This window comes from Kineococcus esterisolvens (assembly GCF_050871405.1).
Taxonomy (GTDB): domain Bacteria; phylum Actinomycetota; class Actinomycetes; order Actinomycetales; family Kineococcaceae; genus Kineococcus.
Genome location: NZ_JBJLRI010000001.1, coordinates 18,942 through 35,590, shown reverse-complemented (window position 1 = coordinate 35,590; position 16,649 = coordinate 18,942). Strand labels below are relative to the sequence as shown.

The window sequence follows — 16,649 nt, the reverse complement described above, 5'->3', positions numbered from 1 at the left end:
GTGCCGATCAACCTAGGTAGCGCACAGCTACGGGTCAAGTACTCCGGGGCGGACTTGTACAACGTTGTGAAGTGGGGGCATGCTGCGCGGAGCACCCCACCGGGTGCGCTCGACGAGGAGCAGGAGGAAACCCGTGCCCCGATCCACCACCGGCGGCGAGACGGCGCCCGCGCGCCGGCGCCGCACCCCCCTCGCCGCGGCCGCCGCGGTCCTGTGCCTGCTGGCCGGCGGTGCCACGGCGAACGCCGCCGGGCACTCCGGGCCCCCGCCCAGCGGGAAGCTGCCCATGACCGGCGACGTCGGCGACTACGTGCCCGGCGTCGTCGACGACCCCGTGCACGACCCGACGCTGTTCAGCGACCGCGGCACCTACTACGTCTTCTCCACCGGGGTGGCGAACGCCGACGACCCCGGCGGCATCTTCGTGCGGAAGTCCACCGAGCTCGCCGGGCCCTGGGAGTCGGTCGGGGCCATCGAGCTGCCGGAGTGGACGAAGGCGTACGGCGTGGGCCACCTGTGGGCCCCGCACGTCGTGCAGCGCGGCGGCACGTTCTACCTCTACTACGCGGCGTCCTCGTTCGGGACGAACAACTCCGCGATCGGCGTGGCCACCACCCGCACCCCCGGCGACCTGGACAGCTGGGTCGACCACGGCCCGGTGCTGCGCTCGGACACCGACGACGACTTCAACGCCATCGACCCGCAGGTCTTCTCCGACGGCGGGCAGTGGTACATCGCCTTCGGCTCGTTCTGGACCGGCGTGAAGATCCAGCGCCTCGAGGACATGACCCGACCGGTGGGCCCGGTCATCGACCTGGCCGACGACCCCGTCGACCCGCCCAACGCCATCGAGAACCCGCAGGTGTTCAAGCGCGGGGGGTACTGGTACCTGACGGTCTCGCGCGGGTTCTGCTGCCGCGGGGTGGACAGCACCTACGCCACGTACGTGGGCCGCTCCACCAGTCCCACGGGGCCCTTCGTCGACAGCGAGGGCGTGCCCATGACCGAGGGGGGTGGCGACCTGCTCCTCGACCGGCGCGGCGACCAGGTCGGCACCGGCGCCCTCGACGTGCTCAACGACCGCGGCCGCACCTACGCCGTGCACCACTACTACGACGCGGACACCGGCGGCACGATCCGCATGCAGATCCGCGAGGTCGAGTGGCGCGGCGGCTGGCCCCACTTCAGCTACGGCCCCGGCGACGGCACCCCGCCGGCGTGAGGGAGCGCGGGGCGGCACCGGGCCCGGCCCGGGGCCGCCCCGCGGTCGCGCCGCACCCGGGGTCGCGCACGACGAGCGCCCGCCGCGGGGCGGGTGTACGTTCGCACGCGTGGGAGTGCGCACCTGGATCGAGGGCTGGCCGGTCTACCGCCAGCTCACCGGTGACGACCCGCTGGGACGCGGGGCGGCGTCGCAGTCGGGGCGATCGAAGGCGCTGACGCCTCGCACCGCCACGGCCGACCGGGTCGCCAGATCGGTGTGCCCGTACTGCGCGGTGGGCTGCGGTCAGCGCGTCTACGTCCAGGACGAGCGGGTGACCGCGATCGAGGGCGACCCCGACAGCCCGCACTCGCGCGGTCGGCTCTGCCCCAAGGGTGCCGCCAGCGAGCAGCTCGTCAACGGCGACTCCCGCCAGACCAAGGTCCGCTACCGGGCGCCGTTCGCCACGGACTGGACCGACCTCGACCTCGACACCGCGATGGACATGATCACCGACCGGGTGATCGACGCCCGCCGTCGCGGGTGGCAGGACGCCGACGACCACGGCAACAAGCTCAACCGCACGATGGGGATCGCCAGCCTGGGTGGCGCCACGCTGGACAACGAGGAGAACTACCTCATCAAGAAGCTCTTCACCGCGATGGGCGCCATCCAGGTGGAGAACCAGGCGCGCATTTGACACTCCGCCACGGTGCCCGGTCTGGGTGCCTCGTTCGGTCGCGGTGGGGCCACCGGTGACCTGCAGGACCTGAGCAACGCCGACGTCATCGTCATCCAGGGCTCGAACATGGCCGAGTGCCACCCGGTCGGGTTCCAGTGGGTGATGGAGGCCAAGGCGCGCGGGGCCAAGGTCATCCACATCGACCCCCGCTTCACGCGCACCAGCGCGCTCGCGGACACGTACGTGCCGATCCGCAGCGGCACGGACATCGTGCTGCTCGGGGCGATCATCAACCGCGTCCTGACCCAGGAGCGGGACTTCCGCGAGTACGTCCTGAACTACACGAACGCCTCGTGGATCGTCAGCGACGACTTCCAGGACACCGAGGAGCTCGACGGGCTGTTCTCGGGGTTCGACCCCGAGACCCGCTCGTACGACACCGACTCCTGGCAGTACGCCGGCTCCGAGGAGCACGGCCAGGAGGAGGAGGAGACCAACCGCTCCTCCGACAGCGAGACCGGTCAGTCCATGGGCTCCGGCGGTGCTCCCGTCGACCACCAGCAGATCCAGCGCGACGAGACCCTGCAGAACCCGCGCACGGTCTGGCAGATCCTCAAGCGCCACTTCGCGCGGTACACCCCCGAGATGGTCGCCGAGGTCTGCGGCGTGCCCACCGACGTCTTCGACGACGTCGCCGAGGCGTGGATCTCCAACTCGGGCCGCGAGAGGACCGGCGCACTGGTCTACAGCGTCGGCTGGACCCAGCGCGGCACGGGCGTGCAGTACATCCGCACCGGCGCGATCCTGCAGCTCCTGCTGGGGAACATGGGTCGTCCCGGCGGCGGGATCATGGCGCTGCGCGGCCACGCCAGCATCCAGGGCTCCACCGACATCCCCACGCTGTACAACCTGCTGCCCGGGTACCTGCAGATGCCGCACGCCGAGCGCCACCCGGACCTGCAGACCTACGTGGACAGCATCAAGGGCACGAACCAGAAGGGCTTCTGGGGCAACGCCGACGCCTACACCGTCAGCCTGCTCAAGGCGTACTTCGGCGACAGCGCCACCGCGGAGAACGACTACCACTTCGACGACCTGCCCCGCATCAACGGTGACCACGGCACTTACGGCCAGGTCATGGACATGATCGCCGGCGGGAAGATCTTCGGGTACTTCCTGCTGGGCCAGAACCCGGCGGTCGGCTCGGCCAACGGCCGCGCGCAGCGCCTGGGCATGGCGAACCTGGACTGGGTGGTCGTGCGCGACCTCGTGATGATCGAGAGCGCCACCTTCTGGAAGGACTCCCCGGAGGTCGGCACCGGCGAGATCGTCCCGGAGGAGTGCCGCACGGAGGTGTTCTTCCTCCCCGCCGCCACCCACGTGGAGAAGGAGGGCACCTTCACGCAGACGCAGCGGCTGCTGCAGTGGCGCGAGAAGGCGGTGGAGTCCCCGGACGACGCCCGCAGCGAGCTGTGGTTCTTCTACCACCTGGGCCGGCGCATGCGGGAGAAGCTGGCCGGCTCCACCGACCCGCGCGACCGCCTCCTGTTCGACATGACCTGGGACTACCCGGTGCACGGCGAGCGCGCCGAGCCCGACGCCCGCGCGGTGCTGAAGGAGATCAACGGCTACGACGTCACCACCGGCGAACTGCTGCCCGGGTACACCTCCCTCAAGGCCGACGGCAGCACCTCCAGCGGGTGCTGGATCTACTCCGGCGTGTACGCCGAGGGCGTCAACCAGGCCGCCCGGCGCAAGCCCGGGCGCGAGCAGAGCCTGCACGCGCACGAGTGGGGCTGGGCGTGGCCGATGAACCGCCGCGTCCTGTACAACCGCGCCTCGGCCGACCCCGACGGCAAGCCGTGGAGCGAGCGCAAGGCGCTGGTCTGGTGGGACGAGGACGCCGGGAAGTGGACCGGCGACGACGTGCCGGACTTCGAGGCCACCAAGGCGCCCTCGTACCGGCCGCCGGAGGGCGCCACGGGCGTGGAGGCCCTCGCCGGCGACGACCCCTTCGTCATGCAGTCCGACGGCAAGGGCTGGCTGTACGCGCCCAAGGGCGTCGTCGACGGCCCGCTGCCGGCGCACTACGAACCCGCCGAGTCGCCGTTCCGCAACACCGTCTACACCCAGCAGCAGAACCCGGCACGGGTCATCTACACCAACCACCTCAACGAGGTGCACCCGAGCCCGCCGGAGCCGGGCGACGACGTGTTCCCGTACGTGTGGACGACCTCGCGCCTCACCGAGCACCACACGGCCGGCGGCATGAGCCGGTTCCTGCCGTACCTGGCGGAGCTGCAGCCGGCGCTGTTCATGGAGGTCTCCCCGGAGCTGGCGGCCGAGCGCGGCCTGCAGCACCTGGGGTGGGCTCACGTCATCACCGCGCGGGCCGTGGTGGAAGCACGTGTCATGGTGACCGACCGCCTCGCCCCGCTGAAGGTGCAGGACCGCGTGGTGCACCAGGTGTGGTTGCCGTACCACTGGGGCTCCGGGGGGCTGACGACCGGTGACGTCGTCAACGACCTGGCGCACATGACGGTCGACCCGAACGTCCACATCCAGGAGTTCAAGGCCGGCACGTGCGACGTGCGCCCGGGCCGACGGCCCCAGGGGCGCGGCGCGCTCGAGCTCGTGGACGAGTACCGCCTGCGAGGCGGGGTCACGATGGCCACCGGCAGCGTCGCGGTCACCCAGCAGTACCTGGACGGGCGGATGGACCGCGGGGAGCGCGCCGTGGCCGGCGGCACTCCCGCGGGCACGGGGGGGCACCCCGAGCTCATCGAGAAGGTGCTGTCGGTGCGGCACGAGATCCGCTCCCGGCCGGGCCGGCCGCAGCAGGAAGGCGTCGACGGCCGCGCCCTGGTGCTGGGGGACGGCCCGCGCGCGGCCGCCCGCAGCGCCGGCGAGGACCGTGCCGACCGGGCTGACCGTGCGGAGGGGGACGGCGCCGGCGACGGCGGGGAACAGGGGAGGGAGAGCTAGTGGTCTCGGCGAACAGCCTGTCCGGGCGACTGGAGGACCCCGCCCGCGACGCGGGGTACGTCGACCCGCCACCGCGCAAGGGCTTCTTCACCGACACCTCGGTGTGCATCGGCTGCAAGGCCTGCGAGGTGGCGTGCAAGGAGTGGAACGCGGTGCCCGAGGACGGCATCGACCTGCTCGGCATGTCCTACGACAACACCGGTGGGCTCGGGGCGGACTCCTGGCGCGCGGTGGCGTTCATCGAGCAGTCCCGCCCGGTGGGCAACCAGACGGCCCCGTTCGCCTCCGCGGCCACCGGCCGCAGCGCGGAGCAGCTGCAGCAGGACACCGTCGCCGCCGGCATCGACGTGTTCGACGAGGCGTCGCGCCTCGGGACGGGCGTCCCCGGCGGGCAGCCGCTGGCGGACGCCGCCGCGGACGCCTCCGGCGGCTGCGGGTCCGGCGGCGGCTGCGGCTGCGGAGCTCAGGCGTCCGCCACCACCCGGGCCTCCGGGACGGCGGAGCAGGGCGAGCAGTTCCTCGGCATGCCGGGGATGCTGGCGCCCGCCGCGCTGCCCGACCGCGACGGCCGGCAGTCCATGCGCTGGCTCATGATGTCCAACGTCTGCAAGCACTGCACCCACGCCGCCTGCCTGGACGTCTGCCCCACGGGGTCGCTGTTCCGCACGGAGTTCGGCACGGTGGTGGTGCAGGAGGACATCTGCAACGGCTGCGGGTACTGCGTCTCCGCCTGCCCCTACGGCGTCATCGACAAGCGCGAGGTCGACGGCCGGGCCTGGAAGTGCACCCTGTGCTACGACCGCCTGGGCGAGGGGGACACCCCGGCCTGCGCGAAGGCGTGCCCGACGGAGTCCATCCAGTACGGCGACCTGGACGAACTCCGCGAGCGCGCCGAGCGGCGCCGGCAGCAGTTGCACGACGTGGGCGTCACCGAGGCCCGCCTGTACGGGCACGACCCCGACGACGGCGTCGGCGGCGACGGGGCGTTCTTCCTGCTGCTGGACGAGCCGGAGGTGTACGGGCTCCCGCCGGACCCCGTGGTCACCACCCGCGACCTGCCCTCGATGTACAAGCACATGGTGGTCGCGGCCGGGGCGATGGTCCTGGGCGTCGTCGCGGCGGCGGTGGGACGGCGATGAGCGAGCAACCCCAGATGAAGGGCCTGCAGCCGGAGCCGCGCCCCTCCCAGGCGACCCCGCACCAGGCCGGCCAGCCCGACCGGCCGGGCACCGACCCCGTGGGCGGGCAGGCGGCGCGCATGTGGAGCGCCGGCATGGGGCGCCGGCGCAAGGAGGGCGGCAAGCGCCGCCGGGGTGACGTCAACGCCGTCGTCCCCGAGGCGGAGTTCCGCTCGTACTACGGCCGCGCGGTGCTCAAGCCGCCGGTGTGGGAGCACGACATCGCCTACTACCTGTTCACCGGCGGGCTCGCCGCGGGCAGCTCGATGCTCGGCGCGGTGGCGAACCTGCGCGGGGACGCCGGCGCGCGCCGCGGCCTGCGGCTGACCGCCCTCGGGGCGGTCGGCGCCAGCGCCTACTTCCTCATCGCCGACCTGGGTCGGCCCGAGCGCTTCTACCAGATGCTGCGCGTCGCCAAACCCACCTCGCCGATGTCCGTGGGCACGTGGATCCTCTCCGCGTACGGCCCGCTGGCGGGGGCCGCCGCCGTCTCGGAGGTCGCTCCGCTGCTGCCCCGGCACGGCGTCCTCGGCCTGGCGCGCAAGGTCGCCGGGCCCGTGGGCGCCCTCGCCGGAGCCGGGGCCGCGCTGACCGCCCCGCTGCTGGCCACCTACACCGCGGTGCTGTTCGCCGACACCGCCGTGCCGTCCTGGCACGAGCCGTACCGGGAACTGCCGTTCGTCTTCGCCGGCAGCGCCCTGGCCAGCGGTGCCGGCGCCGGGATGCTGCTGGCGCCCCTGGCGCAGGCCGGCACCGCCCGCACCGCCGCCGTGATCGGCGCCGGGCTGGAGCTGACCGCGGCGCGCCGGATGGAGAGCGAGCACGGCATCGTCAGCGAGCCGTTCCACCAGGGCCGGCCCGGGAGGTTCCTGAAGACCGCCCGCGCGCTGACCCTCGCCGGTGCCGCCGGCGCGGTCCTGGGCCGCCGCTCCCGGCTGGTGTCCGCCGCCGCCGGTGCGAGCCTGCTGGCCGGGTCGCTGCTGACGCGCGTGGCCGTCTTCGAGGCCGGTGTGGCCTCCACGAAGGACCCCAAGTACGTCGTCGTCCCCCAGCGCCAGCGCCTGCGGGACCGCGGCGCGCTCGGGCAGGAGGACCACCGCGCCGAGGACGGGGGCGTGCAGCAGGACAGCGCCCCGGAGATCCGCACCTAGCAACACCCTGGAGGGACCGTGGCGTTCAAGTCACCCGACCAGATCGCCGTCGCCGCCGTGGCGGCGGGGGAGAAGAAAGCGCACCTGAGCGTCGGCAAGCTCCTCGTGGGCGGGTTCCTCGCCGGTGCCTACATCGGCATCGCCGGCCTGCTGGCCGTCGACGTCAGCGCCGGCATGGACCGGGCCATCTGGGGCGGTGCCGTCACCCTGGTGACCGGCGCCGTGTTCAGCCTGGGCCTGATCCTCGTCCTCATCGCGGGCTCCGAACTGCTCACCGGGAACATGGCGCTGGTGCCGATGGCGCTCATGCGGCGCAAGGCCACCTGGGGGCGCCTGGCCCGCAACTGGGGCCTGGTGCTGGCCGGGAACCTGGTGGGCTCGCTGTTCGTGGCCTACTTCCTCGCGGTGCAGACCGGGGTGATCGGCGGTCCGGGCGCCGAGGACGGCACCACGGCCGCCGCGACGTTCGAGCGGTTGTCGTCCATCGCCACCGGCAAGGCCCTGGCCGAGAGCCACTCCGAGGTGTTCCTGCGCGCCATCGGCTGCAACTGGCTGGTCTGCCTGGCCGTGTGGATGTCCCTGGCGGCGGAGGACATCGCCGGGAAGATCCTCGCGATCTTCTTCCCCATCACCGCGTTCGTGGCCCTCGGGTTCGACCACGTCGTCGCCAACATGTTCTTCCTGCCCGCCGCGTACTGGGCCGGGACCCCGGGCCTGGGCTGGGGCGACATCCTCACCAACTGGCTGTTCGCCGGGCTCGGCAACGCCATCGGCGGGGCCGTGCTGGTCGGCGTCGCCTACTGGTTCCTGTACCTGCGCGGCACGCCGCAGGACGCGCCGCGCACCGCCTCCAGCTCCGACGAGTCCGCCACCGCCGGAGCCCCCCGCGGCAGCGGCCGCGACGCCCCCTGACCCCGCACCCCGCGGTGCCCGCACCCGCGGTGATCGAGGGGGTCGCAACTCCCTCGATCACCGCGGGAGGCGGGGCGGGTCAGCGGACGGCGACCGTCACACCGGCGCGGGCCGGGACGAACTCGCCCACGACCGGGTACCCGGGCACCTCGCCCGCCACGAGCAGACCCCCGGAGGTCTGCGCGTCCGCCAGCAGCACCAGCTCGTCCTCGCCCGCGCCGCCCGCGTCCAGCGTCGGGCGCACCCAGTCCAGGTTCCGGCGGCTGCCGCCGGGGACGAACCCGGCCTCCAGCGACTCGCGGGCCCCGTCCACGTACGGGACCGCCGCGGCGTCCACGACCGCGGTGACGCCGCTGGCCCGGGCTACCTCGTGCAGGTGCCCGAGCAGCCCGAACCCCGTCACGTCGGTGGCGCAGCGGGCGCCCGACGCCAGCGCCGCCGCCGACGCCGCCGCGTTGAGCGTCGTCATGACCGCGATCGCCTCCTCGAACACCTCCCCGGTGCTCTTGTGCCGGTTGTTCAGCACACCCAGGCCCAGCGGCTTCGTCAGCGTGATCGGCACGCCCGCCACCGCCGCGTCGTTGCGCAGCAGGCGGTCCGGATCGCCCGTGCCGGTCACGGCCATCCCGTACTTCGGTTCCGGGTCGTCGATGCTGTGCCCACCGCCCAGGTGGCAACCGGCCGCCGCGGCCGCGTCGGCGCCGCCGCGCAGCACCTCCCGCGCCAGCTCGGGCGGCAGCACGTCGCGCGGCCAGCCCAGCAGGTTCACCGCCACCAGCGGTGCGCCGCCCATCGCGTACACGTCCGAGAGGGCGTTGGTCGCCGCGATGCGGCCGAAGGTGTAGGCGTCGTCCACCACGGGGGTGAAGAAGTCCGCCGTCGCGATCACCGCGAGCCCGCCGCGCACCCGCACGACCGCCGCGTCGTCACCCACCCCCACCAGCAGGTCCTCGCCCGGCGGCGGCGCCAGGCCCGCGACCATCTCCTCCAGCTCCCCCGGGGGGATCTTGCAGGCGCAGCCGCCGCCGTGGGCGTACTGCGTCAGGCGCACCGCGTCGAGGACCGTCACGGCGCTCACCGTAGGCCAGCGCCCGCCGCGTGCCGCGCGGCGGGCTGCGCTGCGGGCTGTGGCAGGCTGGCCCCCGCACGCGCAGCACGGAGGCGTACGGGTGCCTGGTGGCCCCCGCGGTCTTCAACACCGACGTGACCGAGCACCTCGGTCAGGTGGGTTCGATTCCCATCCGCCTCCGCCAGCGCGTGCCCGGGTGCTCGTCCGGCCCCCGGGGTAGGTTCGGCGACCGTGCCCGACGCCCCGCCCGACCCCCGCCGCGCGGTGCCCCGCACCGACGCCGTCCTCGCCGCCCCCGAGCTGACCGGTGCCCTGGCCCGGCACGGCCGCGACACCGTCAAGGCGCTCGTGCGCGAGGTGCAGGACGCGGTGCGCGCCGGGCGGGTCGCGCCCGGCGACGTCGTGCCCGCCGTCCTGGCCGCGCTGCCCGCGCCCTCGACGGTGCGCCGCGTCCTGAACTGCACCGGGACCGTCCTGCACACCAACCTCGGCCGCGCCCAGCTGGCCCGCGGGGCCGTCGACGCCGTCGTCGGCGCCTGCGGCGCGACCGACGTGGAGATGGACCTCGCCACGGGCCGGCGCGCCCGCCGCGGCCGGGGGGCGCTGGCGGCGCTGCGCGCGGCCGTCCCCGACGCCGGCGACGTCCACGTCGTCAACAACGGCGCCGCCGCCCTCGTGCTGGCCGCCACCGCGCTGGCCGCCGGTCGCGAGGTCGTCGTCAGCCGCGGCGAGATGGTCGAGATCGGCGACGGGTTCCGCCTGCCGGACCTGCTGGAGTCCACCGGCGCACGGCTGCGGGAGGTCGGCACCACCAACCGCACCACCGTCGCCGACTACGCCGCCGCCGTCGGCCCGGACACCGGCATGGTGCTGAAGGTCCACCCCTCCAACTTCGTCGTCACCGGTTTCACCTCCGGTGTCGAGGCGGGTGAGCTGACCGGCCTGGGCGTGCCCGTCGTGGTCGACACCGGCTCCGGCCTGCTGCGCCCCGAGCCGCTGCTGCCGCACGAACCCGACGCCGCCACCGCGCTGCGCGCCGGCGCCGACCTCGTCACCGCCAGCGGCGACAAGCTCCTCGGCGGACCGCAGGCCGGCCTGCTGCTGGGTCGCGCCGACCTCGTGGACCGGCTGCGCCGGCACCCCCTGGCCCGGGCGCTGCGGGTGGACAAGCTCACCCTCGCCGCCCTGGAGGCCACCCTGCGCACCGCCGCCACCCCCACCCGCGACGCCCTGCACGCCGACGTCACCGCGCTGCGCGAGCGGTGCGCGCAGCTGGCGCGGCAGGTCGGCGCGGCCGGCGTGGCGGCCGGGGTCGTGGACGCCGCGGCCGTCGTCGGCGGCGGCGGCGCGCCCGGGGTCCAGCTGCCCTCGGCCGCCGTGGCGCTGGACGAGGCGCTCGCCGCCCCGCTGCGGCTCGGGGAGCCGCCCGTGGTGGGCCGGGTCGAGCGCGGCCGGCTGCTGCTGGACCTGCGGTGCGTGCCCGCGGCCCGCGACGGCGAGGTCGCCGCCGCCGTGGTCCGCGCGGCGCGCGGGGCGGGGGCGTAGCCGTGCACGTCGTCGCCACCGCCGGTCACGTCGACCACGGCAAGTCCAGCCTCGTGCGCTCGCTCACCGGCACCGACCCCGACCGGCTCGCGGAGGAGAAGCGCCGCGGCCTGACGATCGACCTGGGGTTCGCGTGGGCCGAGCTGCCCGGTGCGGGCAGCGTCGCGTTCGTCGACGTGCCCGGCCACTCCTCCTTCGTGCCGACGATGCTGGCGGGCGTCGGTCCCGTCCCGGTGGCGCTGCTCGTGGTCGCCGCCGACGGCGGGTGGATGCCGCAGTCCGCCGAGCACCTGGCGGCGCTGGACGCCCTGGGCGTGCGGCACGGGCTGCTGGTCGTCACCCGTGCCGACCTGGCGGACCCGGCGCCCGCGCTGGCGGCCGCGCGCGCCGAGCTGGCCGGCACGTCCCTGGCCGGGGTGCCCGCGGTGGCGTGCAGCGCCGTCACCGGCGCCGGCCTGGACGAGGTGCGCCGCGTGCTGGCGGAGGTCCTGGCCGCCGTGCCGGCCCCGCGGGCGGCGGGTCCGGTGCGGTTGTGGGTGGACCGGGCGTTCACGATCCGCGGCGCCGGCACCGTCGTCACCGGCACCCTGGGCGCCGGGACGCTGCGCACCGGCGACGAGCTGGACCTCGCCACCGCCTCCGGGGTGCGCCGGGCGCGGGTGCGGGGGCTGCAGAGCCTGGAGCAGGACGTGGCGAGCGCGAGCGGCGTGGCCCGCGTGGCGGTGAACCTGCGCGGCGTGGAGCGCGGTGAGGTCGGGCGCGGGGACGCGCTGGTGACCCCCGGCTGGTCGGTGCGCACCGACGTGCTGGACGTGCGCTGCCCCGGTGCGGGCGAGGGGCCCGGCGAGCTGCCCGGCCGCCTCGTGGTGCACGCCGGGTCCGCCGCCGTGCCCGCCCGGAGCCGCCCGCTGGGCCGCGACGGGGCCGACCTGCTGGTGCGCCTGCGGCTGGAGGCCCCGCTGCCCCTGGTCCTCGGGGACCGCCTGCTGCTGCGCGACCCCGCCCGCCACCTCGTCCTGGGCGCCGGCGTCGTGCTCGACGTGCGCCCGCCCGCGCTGCGCCGGCGCGGCGCCGCCGCCGCCCGCGTCGCCGACCTGCAGGGGCTGGGCGGCGAGCCGGACGAGGCCTCCGAGCTGCGCCGCCGCCGGGTGGTGCGCGGGGCGGACCTGCGGGCGATGGGCGTGCGGGTGCGCACCTCCCCGGTGGCGGGGGACTGGCACGTGGCACCCGGCCTGCTGGAACGGGCCGGCGAGCGGCTGGCCGGCCTCGTCGCCGAGCACGCCGCCGCCGACCCGCTGCGGCCCGGCCTGCCGCTGGAGGAGGCCCGCCGCGCCCTCGGCCTGCCGGACCGGGCCCTGGTGCAGGCCGCCGTGCGCCCGCCGCTGCAGCTGGTGGACGGGCGAGTGGTCGCCGGGGCCGCGGCGGCGCAGCTGCCGCCGCGGGTCGAGCGCGCCGTGGCCGCCGTGCTCGCCGACCTCGCCGGGCGGCCGTTCGCCGCGCCGGACGCCGAGCGGCTGCGTGAGCTGGGCCTGGGGCGCAGCGAGCTCGCCGCCGCCGTGCGCGCCGGGCGCCTGGAGCGCGTCGCCGAGGGCGTCGTGCTGGCCCCGGGGGCGCTGCGCCGGGCCGCGCGCGCGCTGGCCGGGCTGCCCCAGCCGTTCACGGCGAGCGAGGCGCGCCGGGCGCTGGGCACCTCCCGCCGGGTGGCGCTGCCGCTGCTGGAGGCGCTGGACGCGGCCCGCCTGACCTCCCGGGGTGCCGACGACCGCCGCCGGGTGCTCGGGGACGGTGGGCGCCCGGCGCCCGTGGGCCGTCCGGGGGGTGCTGAGCCGCCACGAGAGTGATCGTGCGTTCACGTACCGCGATCAGGGGGGTGCACTGCCCACACTGGCGGGGACGTCCCCGCGCCGGGCGACGCCCCGCACGCCCGACGACCCCAGGACGGTCCCCCGTGAGCACTGAACCCCAGCCCCAGCCGGGGACCGGCACCCACCCGTCCGGACCGCGCGTCGTGCGCCTGCAGCCGGTGCTGGCCACCGCGGTGCCCGCCGCCGGGCTGCTCGCCTCCCTCGCGGCGTTCGCGCACGCCGGCCCCGGCACCGCCGCGCTGGTGGCGACCGGCGCGCTGGCGGCCGGCGCGGGCCTGCGCTGGGCCCACCGCACCGCGGCCCTGGCCCGCAGCCTGCGGGAGGTCGCCGAGGGCCCGTCCGGGGTGGGCCGCGCCACCGCGCCGTCGGCCGCCGTCCCGGCGCCCCGCAGCGCACCGGCGGCACCGGCGGCACCGGCGGCGCCGGCGCGATCGCGCAGCGACGCCGCCTGACGCGCACCGTCCAGCGCTACGCCCCTCCGGGGCGCTGAGCCGCCCGGGCCCGGGCGGACAGGGCCGATCGGGTGACGCCTGGGGCTGCTGAGGTGCGGCGTTCACACCAGCGTGGTCCTCTTGTCACCGAGCGGAGTGAGGCGCGAGGCTTCACCGAGCCTGCCAGCGAGCACCGGTGCGACGATCGGTGCGGCTGCCGGCGAGAGGGGAGGGCACGGCATGCTGCGGTGGCCGTGGTCGGTGCGCCACCGGGCCGGTGACGACGTCCGCACCCGCGTGGTGCCGTGGGCCGTCGCCTCGCCCCTCGTCGTCGTGGGTGTCGTGGCGCTCCTGCATCGACTGGTGGGCGGGCCCCCGAGCCTGCAGACCCTCCTGGCGGCGCTGTGCGGCGGCATCGTCAGCGCCCTGCTGCTGCTCCTGCTGGCCGTGCAGTCCGCCGAGCGCGTCGACGAGGAGGGCCGCGAGCGCCAGGAGCGCCTCGACGCGGCCCTGCGCCAGGCCCTGCACGACCCCCTCACCGACCTGGGCAACCGGCAGCTGTTCACCGACCGCCTGCAGCACGCCCTGGCGCGGCGCGGCTCGCGCGGTTGCGCGGTGCTCTACCTGGACCTGGACGGGTTCAAGTCCGTCAACGACACCCACGGCCACGCCGCGGGGGACGCCGTGCTCATCGAGGTCGCCCAGCGGCTGCGCGCCGCCGTGCGCCCCGAGGACACCGTCGCCCGCTTCGGCGGGGACGAGTTCGCCGTCCTCTGCGAGGACCTGTCCGACGACCTGACCGCCAGCCGCATCGCCGAGCGCGTCGTGTCCTCCATCGCCGACCGGCCCGTCACCGTCGGGCCCGACCGCGCACTGGGCATCACCCCCAGCGTCGGCATCGCCCTGGCCCGCGACGAGGGCGACGCCTCCAAGCTGCTGCGCCGCGCCGACGCCGCCCTGTACCGCGCCAAGGAGGGCGGCAAGGCCCGCTCGGAGCTGTTCGACGAGCGCATGCAGGCCCAGGCCGTGGACGCCTCCCAGACCGAGGTGGACCTCGCCCTGGCCGTGGAGCAGGGCCAGCTGCGGCTGCACTACCAGCCGATCGTGGACCTCACCGACGGGCACGTGCAAGGGGTGGAGGCGCTGCTGCGCTGGCAGCACCCCCGCCGCGGCCTGCTGCACCCCGGCGACTTCGTGCCGCTGGCCGAGCGCACCGGCCTCATCGTGCCCATCGGCCAGTGGGTCCTGCGCGAGGCGTGGCGCACCCTGTCGGAGTGGTACGCCCGCGAGGGCGACGACTGCGGCTTCACCGTCTCGGTCAACGTCTCCCCGCGCCAGCTGGCGGGTGGGCAGCTGCTGGACGCCGTGTCGGCCGAGCAGCCGCCCGGAGCCGCCGGTGACGCGCTGCTGGTGGAGGTCAGCGAGGAGCTGCTCGTCGCCGACGCCAACGCCGGGTTCAGCACCCTGCACGCGCTGCGCATGATGGGCGTGCGCGTCGGCATCGACGACTTCGGCCGCGGCGTGTCGTCCCTGTCGCACCTGCAGACCATGCCCGTCGACCACGTGAAGGTGGACCGGCACTTCATCGCCGGCCTCGGCCAGCGCCGCCAGGACGAGGCGGTCGTCGCCGGCATCATCGGCATGGCCCGCAGCATGGGCGTCGGCGTCATCGCCGAGGGCGTGGAGACGCCCGAGCAGCTGGGCGCCCTGCGCCGGATGGGCTGCGACGCCGCGCAGGGTTTCCTGCTGGCCCACCCCGGCCCCGTCCTGGACCTGGACCGGGCCCTGCCGGAGGCGACGACGGGGATGCTGCACGAGGTCCTGGACCTCGCCCGCGTCGACCGCGCCGCCCAGGAACCCGTGCTCGCCCGCGACAGCGCCGGGAACTGATCCAGGGCTCAAGCGCCGCCCCGCGCTGCCGATGGGGAGGGTGGAGGGCGCCGCCGCGCTCCCCGCGGCGCCCCGAGGAGAAGCACACGGCATGAGCGAGCAGCGCACCCCCCGCACCGCGTCCCTGACCACGCGCATCGTCGGCTCGGCCGGTTGCATGGCCCTGGTGGCCGTCGCCCTCGGCGCCACCGGTGCCGTCAGCAGCTACCGGCAGGCCGAGGACCTGAAGGTCCTGCAGGACCAGGTGCTGGCCCTGCAGACGACCACCCAGGACGTCGCCCTCACCAACGCCCAGGTCACCGCGCTGGCCATCGCCGTGCAGTACATGCCCGGCGGGGAACGCGACGCCGGGCGGCTCGAGGCCACGACCGAGGCCCGCAGCGCCGCCGTCGAGCGTCTCGTCGAGATCGCCACCGGCGCCGACGCCGAGGTCGCCGCCGAGCTGGCCGATCAGCTCGCCGTCATGAGCGAGGAGGGCACGGTCGCGCTCACCGCGACCGACGCCACCGAGCGGCAGGCCGCCCTGGCCGCTTACCAGGCCGCCTCGGCCGAGTTCGACACCGACCTCGCGCAGCTCCAGGAGAGCGCCGCGGCCGCCGTCGCCGCGGCCGTCGCCGCCGGCACCGGCCGCGCCGACAGCACCGTGCTGACCGTCCTCGGGCTGCTGCTGGGCGGCCTGGCCGTCAGCACCGCCGTCACCGCCGTCGTGGTGCGCCGCATCCGCGACGACGCCGGGCGCATCGCCGCGGTCGCCGAGGCGCTCGACGCCGGCGACCTGACCGCCTCCTCCGGCATCACCCGCGGTGACGAGCTGGGCCGCACCGCCGCGGCACTGGACCGCGCCGTGGCGCGCCTGCGCACGGAGATCGCCTCGGTCGCCACGGGCGCCGAGACCCTCGGCCGCAGCTCCGCCGAGCTCGCCTCCGCCTCGGCGCAGTCCGCCACCGCCTCCGAGCGCGCCGCGACCGAGGTCCGCGCCGTCAGCGCCGACATCAGCGCCGTCACCACGAACCTGCAGGCCGTCGCCGCCGGCTCGGACGAGATGGGCTCGGCGATCCGCGAGATCTCCGCCTCGGCTGCGGAGGCGACCGGGGTGGCCGCGCAGGCCGTCCAGGCGGCCGAGGCGACCACCGCCACCGTGGCCCGGCTGGGGGAGTCGTCCGCGGAGATCGGCGACGTCGTCAAGGTCATCACCGCGATCGCCGAGCAGACGAACCTGCTGGCGCTGAACGCCACGATCGAGGCCGCCCGCGCCGGGGAGATGGGCAAGGGCTTCGCGGTCGTGGCCGGGGAGGTCAAGGAGCTGGCGCAGCAGACCGCGCGCGCCACCGAGGACATCGGGCGGCGGGTGGCGACCATCCAGGCCGACACCTCCGGTGCGGTGACGGCGATCTCCTCGATCAGCGAGGTCATCGCCCGCATCAACGACCTGCAGACCACCATCGCCTCGGCGGTGGAGGAGCAGACGGCGACGACCTCGGAGATGTCGCGTTCCATCGGTGACGCCGCGCAGGGTGCCGAGCGCATCACCTCCGGCATCGACGGGGTCTCCGCGGCCACCGACGCCACCGACCGCTCGGTGGTCTCCACCCGCGACGCCGCCGACGAGGTCTCCGGCGTCACCGAGCAGCTGCGCACCCTGGTCGGCCGCTTCCGCCTGTGAGGCCCCTCGAGACCCGTCCTCCCGTCCCCACCGCGGCTCCGCCGCCGCACGGGCGGGGGGACGGGGTCGGGTAGCGT

General features: G+C 75.5%; 10 protein-coding genes, 1 tRNA gene and 1 pseudogene. 11 read left to right on the top strand and 1 reads right to left on the bottom strand.

The window, feature by feature from the left end:
* Positions 1-133: 133 nt before the first annotated feature.
* The 5 genes and pseudogenes from ACRYR8_RS00165 to ACRYR8_RS00145 all read left to right on the top strand — a co-directional run bounded on the left by ACRYR8_RS00165 (position 134) and on the right by ACRYR8_RS00145 (position 8,109).
* Positions 134-1,222: an arabinan endo-1,5-alpha-L-arabinosidase gene (locus tag ACRYR8_RS00165; protein ID WP_432482056.1), complete on the top strand. Its 1,089-nt coding sequence runs from the start codon at positions 134-136 to the stop codon at positions 1,220-1,222.
* A gap of 109 nt (positions 1,223-1,331) precedes the next feature.
* Positions 1,332-4,577: pseudogene (gene fdh, locus ACRYR8_RS00160) on the top strand (formate dehydrogenase); the annotation flags it as partial.
* A 290-nt stretch (positions 4,578-4,867) separates the two neighbouring features.
* The gene (locus ACRYR8_RS00155) at positions 4,868-6,007 is read left to right on the top strand and encodes a 4Fe-4S dicluster domain-containing protein (RefSeq protein WP_432482055.1); all 1,140 of its coding nucleotides are present in this window, start codon (positions 4,868-4,870) and stop codon (positions 6,005-6,007) included.
* Complete coding sequence (gene nrfD / locus ACRYR8_RS00150) at positions 6,004-7,197, top strand: NrfD/PsrC family molybdoenzyme membrane anchor subunit (protein WP_432482054.1); 1,194 nt, start codon at positions 6,004-6,006, stop codon at positions 7,195-7,197. The genes ACRYR8_RS00155 and nrfD overlap by 4 nt, the downstream gene beginning before the upstream one ends.
* 18 nt (positions 7,198-7,215) lie before the next feature.
* Positions 7,216-8,109, top strand: coding sequence for a formate/nitrite transporter family protein (locus ACRYR8_RS00145; protein WP_432482053.1), 894 nt, complete (start codon positions 7,216-7,218; stop codon positions 8,107-8,109).
* 79 nt (positions 8,110-8,188) lie between these two features.
* Here the strand turns inward: ACRYR8_RS00145 and selD are convergent, their stop codons facing one another.
* Positions 8,189-9,178, bottom strand: a complete 990-nt coding sequence (selD, locus tag ACRYR8_RS00140) for a selenide, water dikinase SelD (protein ID WP_432482052.1) — start codon at positions 9,176-9,178, stop codon at positions 8,189-8,191.
* A gap of 88 nt (positions 9,179-9,266) precedes the next feature.
* On the opposite strand from selD, the gene ACRYR8_RS00135 reads away from it, so the two are divergent.
* The 6 genes from ACRYR8_RS00135 to ACRYR8_RS00110 all read left to right on the top strand — a co-directional run bounded on the left by ACRYR8_RS00135 (position 9,267) and on the right by ACRYR8_RS00110 (position 16,572).
* Positions 9,267-9,362 (top strand) — tRNA-Sec (locus ACRYR8_RS00135).
* A 47-nt stretch (positions 9,363-9,409) separates the two neighbouring features.
* Positions 9,410-10,723 (top strand): L-seryl-tRNA(Sec) selenium transferase, encoded by a 1,314-nt coding sequence (gene selA, locus ACRYR8_RS00130; RefSeq protein WP_432482051.1) that lies wholly within the window; start codon positions 9,410-9,412, stop codon positions 10,721-10,723.
* 2 nt (positions 10,724-10,725) lie between these two features.
* Positions 10,726-12,564 carry a SelB domain-containing protein gene (locus tag ACRYR8_RS00125; protein WP_432482050.1) on the top strand — a complete coding sequence of 613 codons (1,839 nt, stop codon included), beginning with the start codon at positions 10,726-10,728 and terminating at the stop codon, positions 12,562-12,564.
* A 107-nt stretch (positions 12,565-12,671) separates the two neighbouring features.
* Positions 12,672-13,040, top strand: coding sequence for a hypothetical protein (locus ACRYR8_RS00120; protein ID WP_432482049.1), 369 nt, complete (start codon positions 12,672-12,674; stop codon positions 13,038-13,040).
* Positions 13,041-13,259: 219 nt separating this feature from the next.
* Positions 13,260-14,909, top strand: a complete 1,650-nt coding sequence (locus ACRYR8_RS00115; RefSeq protein WP_432482048.1) for a putative bifunctional diguanylate cyclase/phosphodiesterase — start codon at positions 13,260-13,262, stop codon at positions 14,907-14,909.
* 91 nt (positions 14,910-15,000) lie between these two features.
* Positions 15,001-16,572, top strand: coding sequence for a methyl-accepting chemotaxis protein (locus ACRYR8_RS00110; protein WP_432482047.1), 1,572 nt, complete (start codon positions 15,001-15,003; stop codon positions 16,570-16,572).
* Positions 16,573-16,649 lie beyond the last annotated feature (77 nt).

Bases quoted from the DNA above. Each gene is read 5' to 3' on its own strand.
- nrfD (WP_432482054.1), top strand. From the start codon at position 6,004: ATGAGCGAGCAACCCCAGATGAAGGGCCTGCAGCCGGAGCCGCGCCCC.
- ACRYR8_RS00115 (WP_432482048.1), top strand. From the start codon at position 13,260: ATGCTGCGGTGGCCGTGGTCGGTGCGCCACCGGGCCGGTGACGACGTC.
- ACRYR8_RS00110 (WP_432482047.1), top strand. From the start codon at position 15,001: ATGAGCGAGCAGCGCACCCCCCGCACCGCGTCCCTGACCACGCGCATC.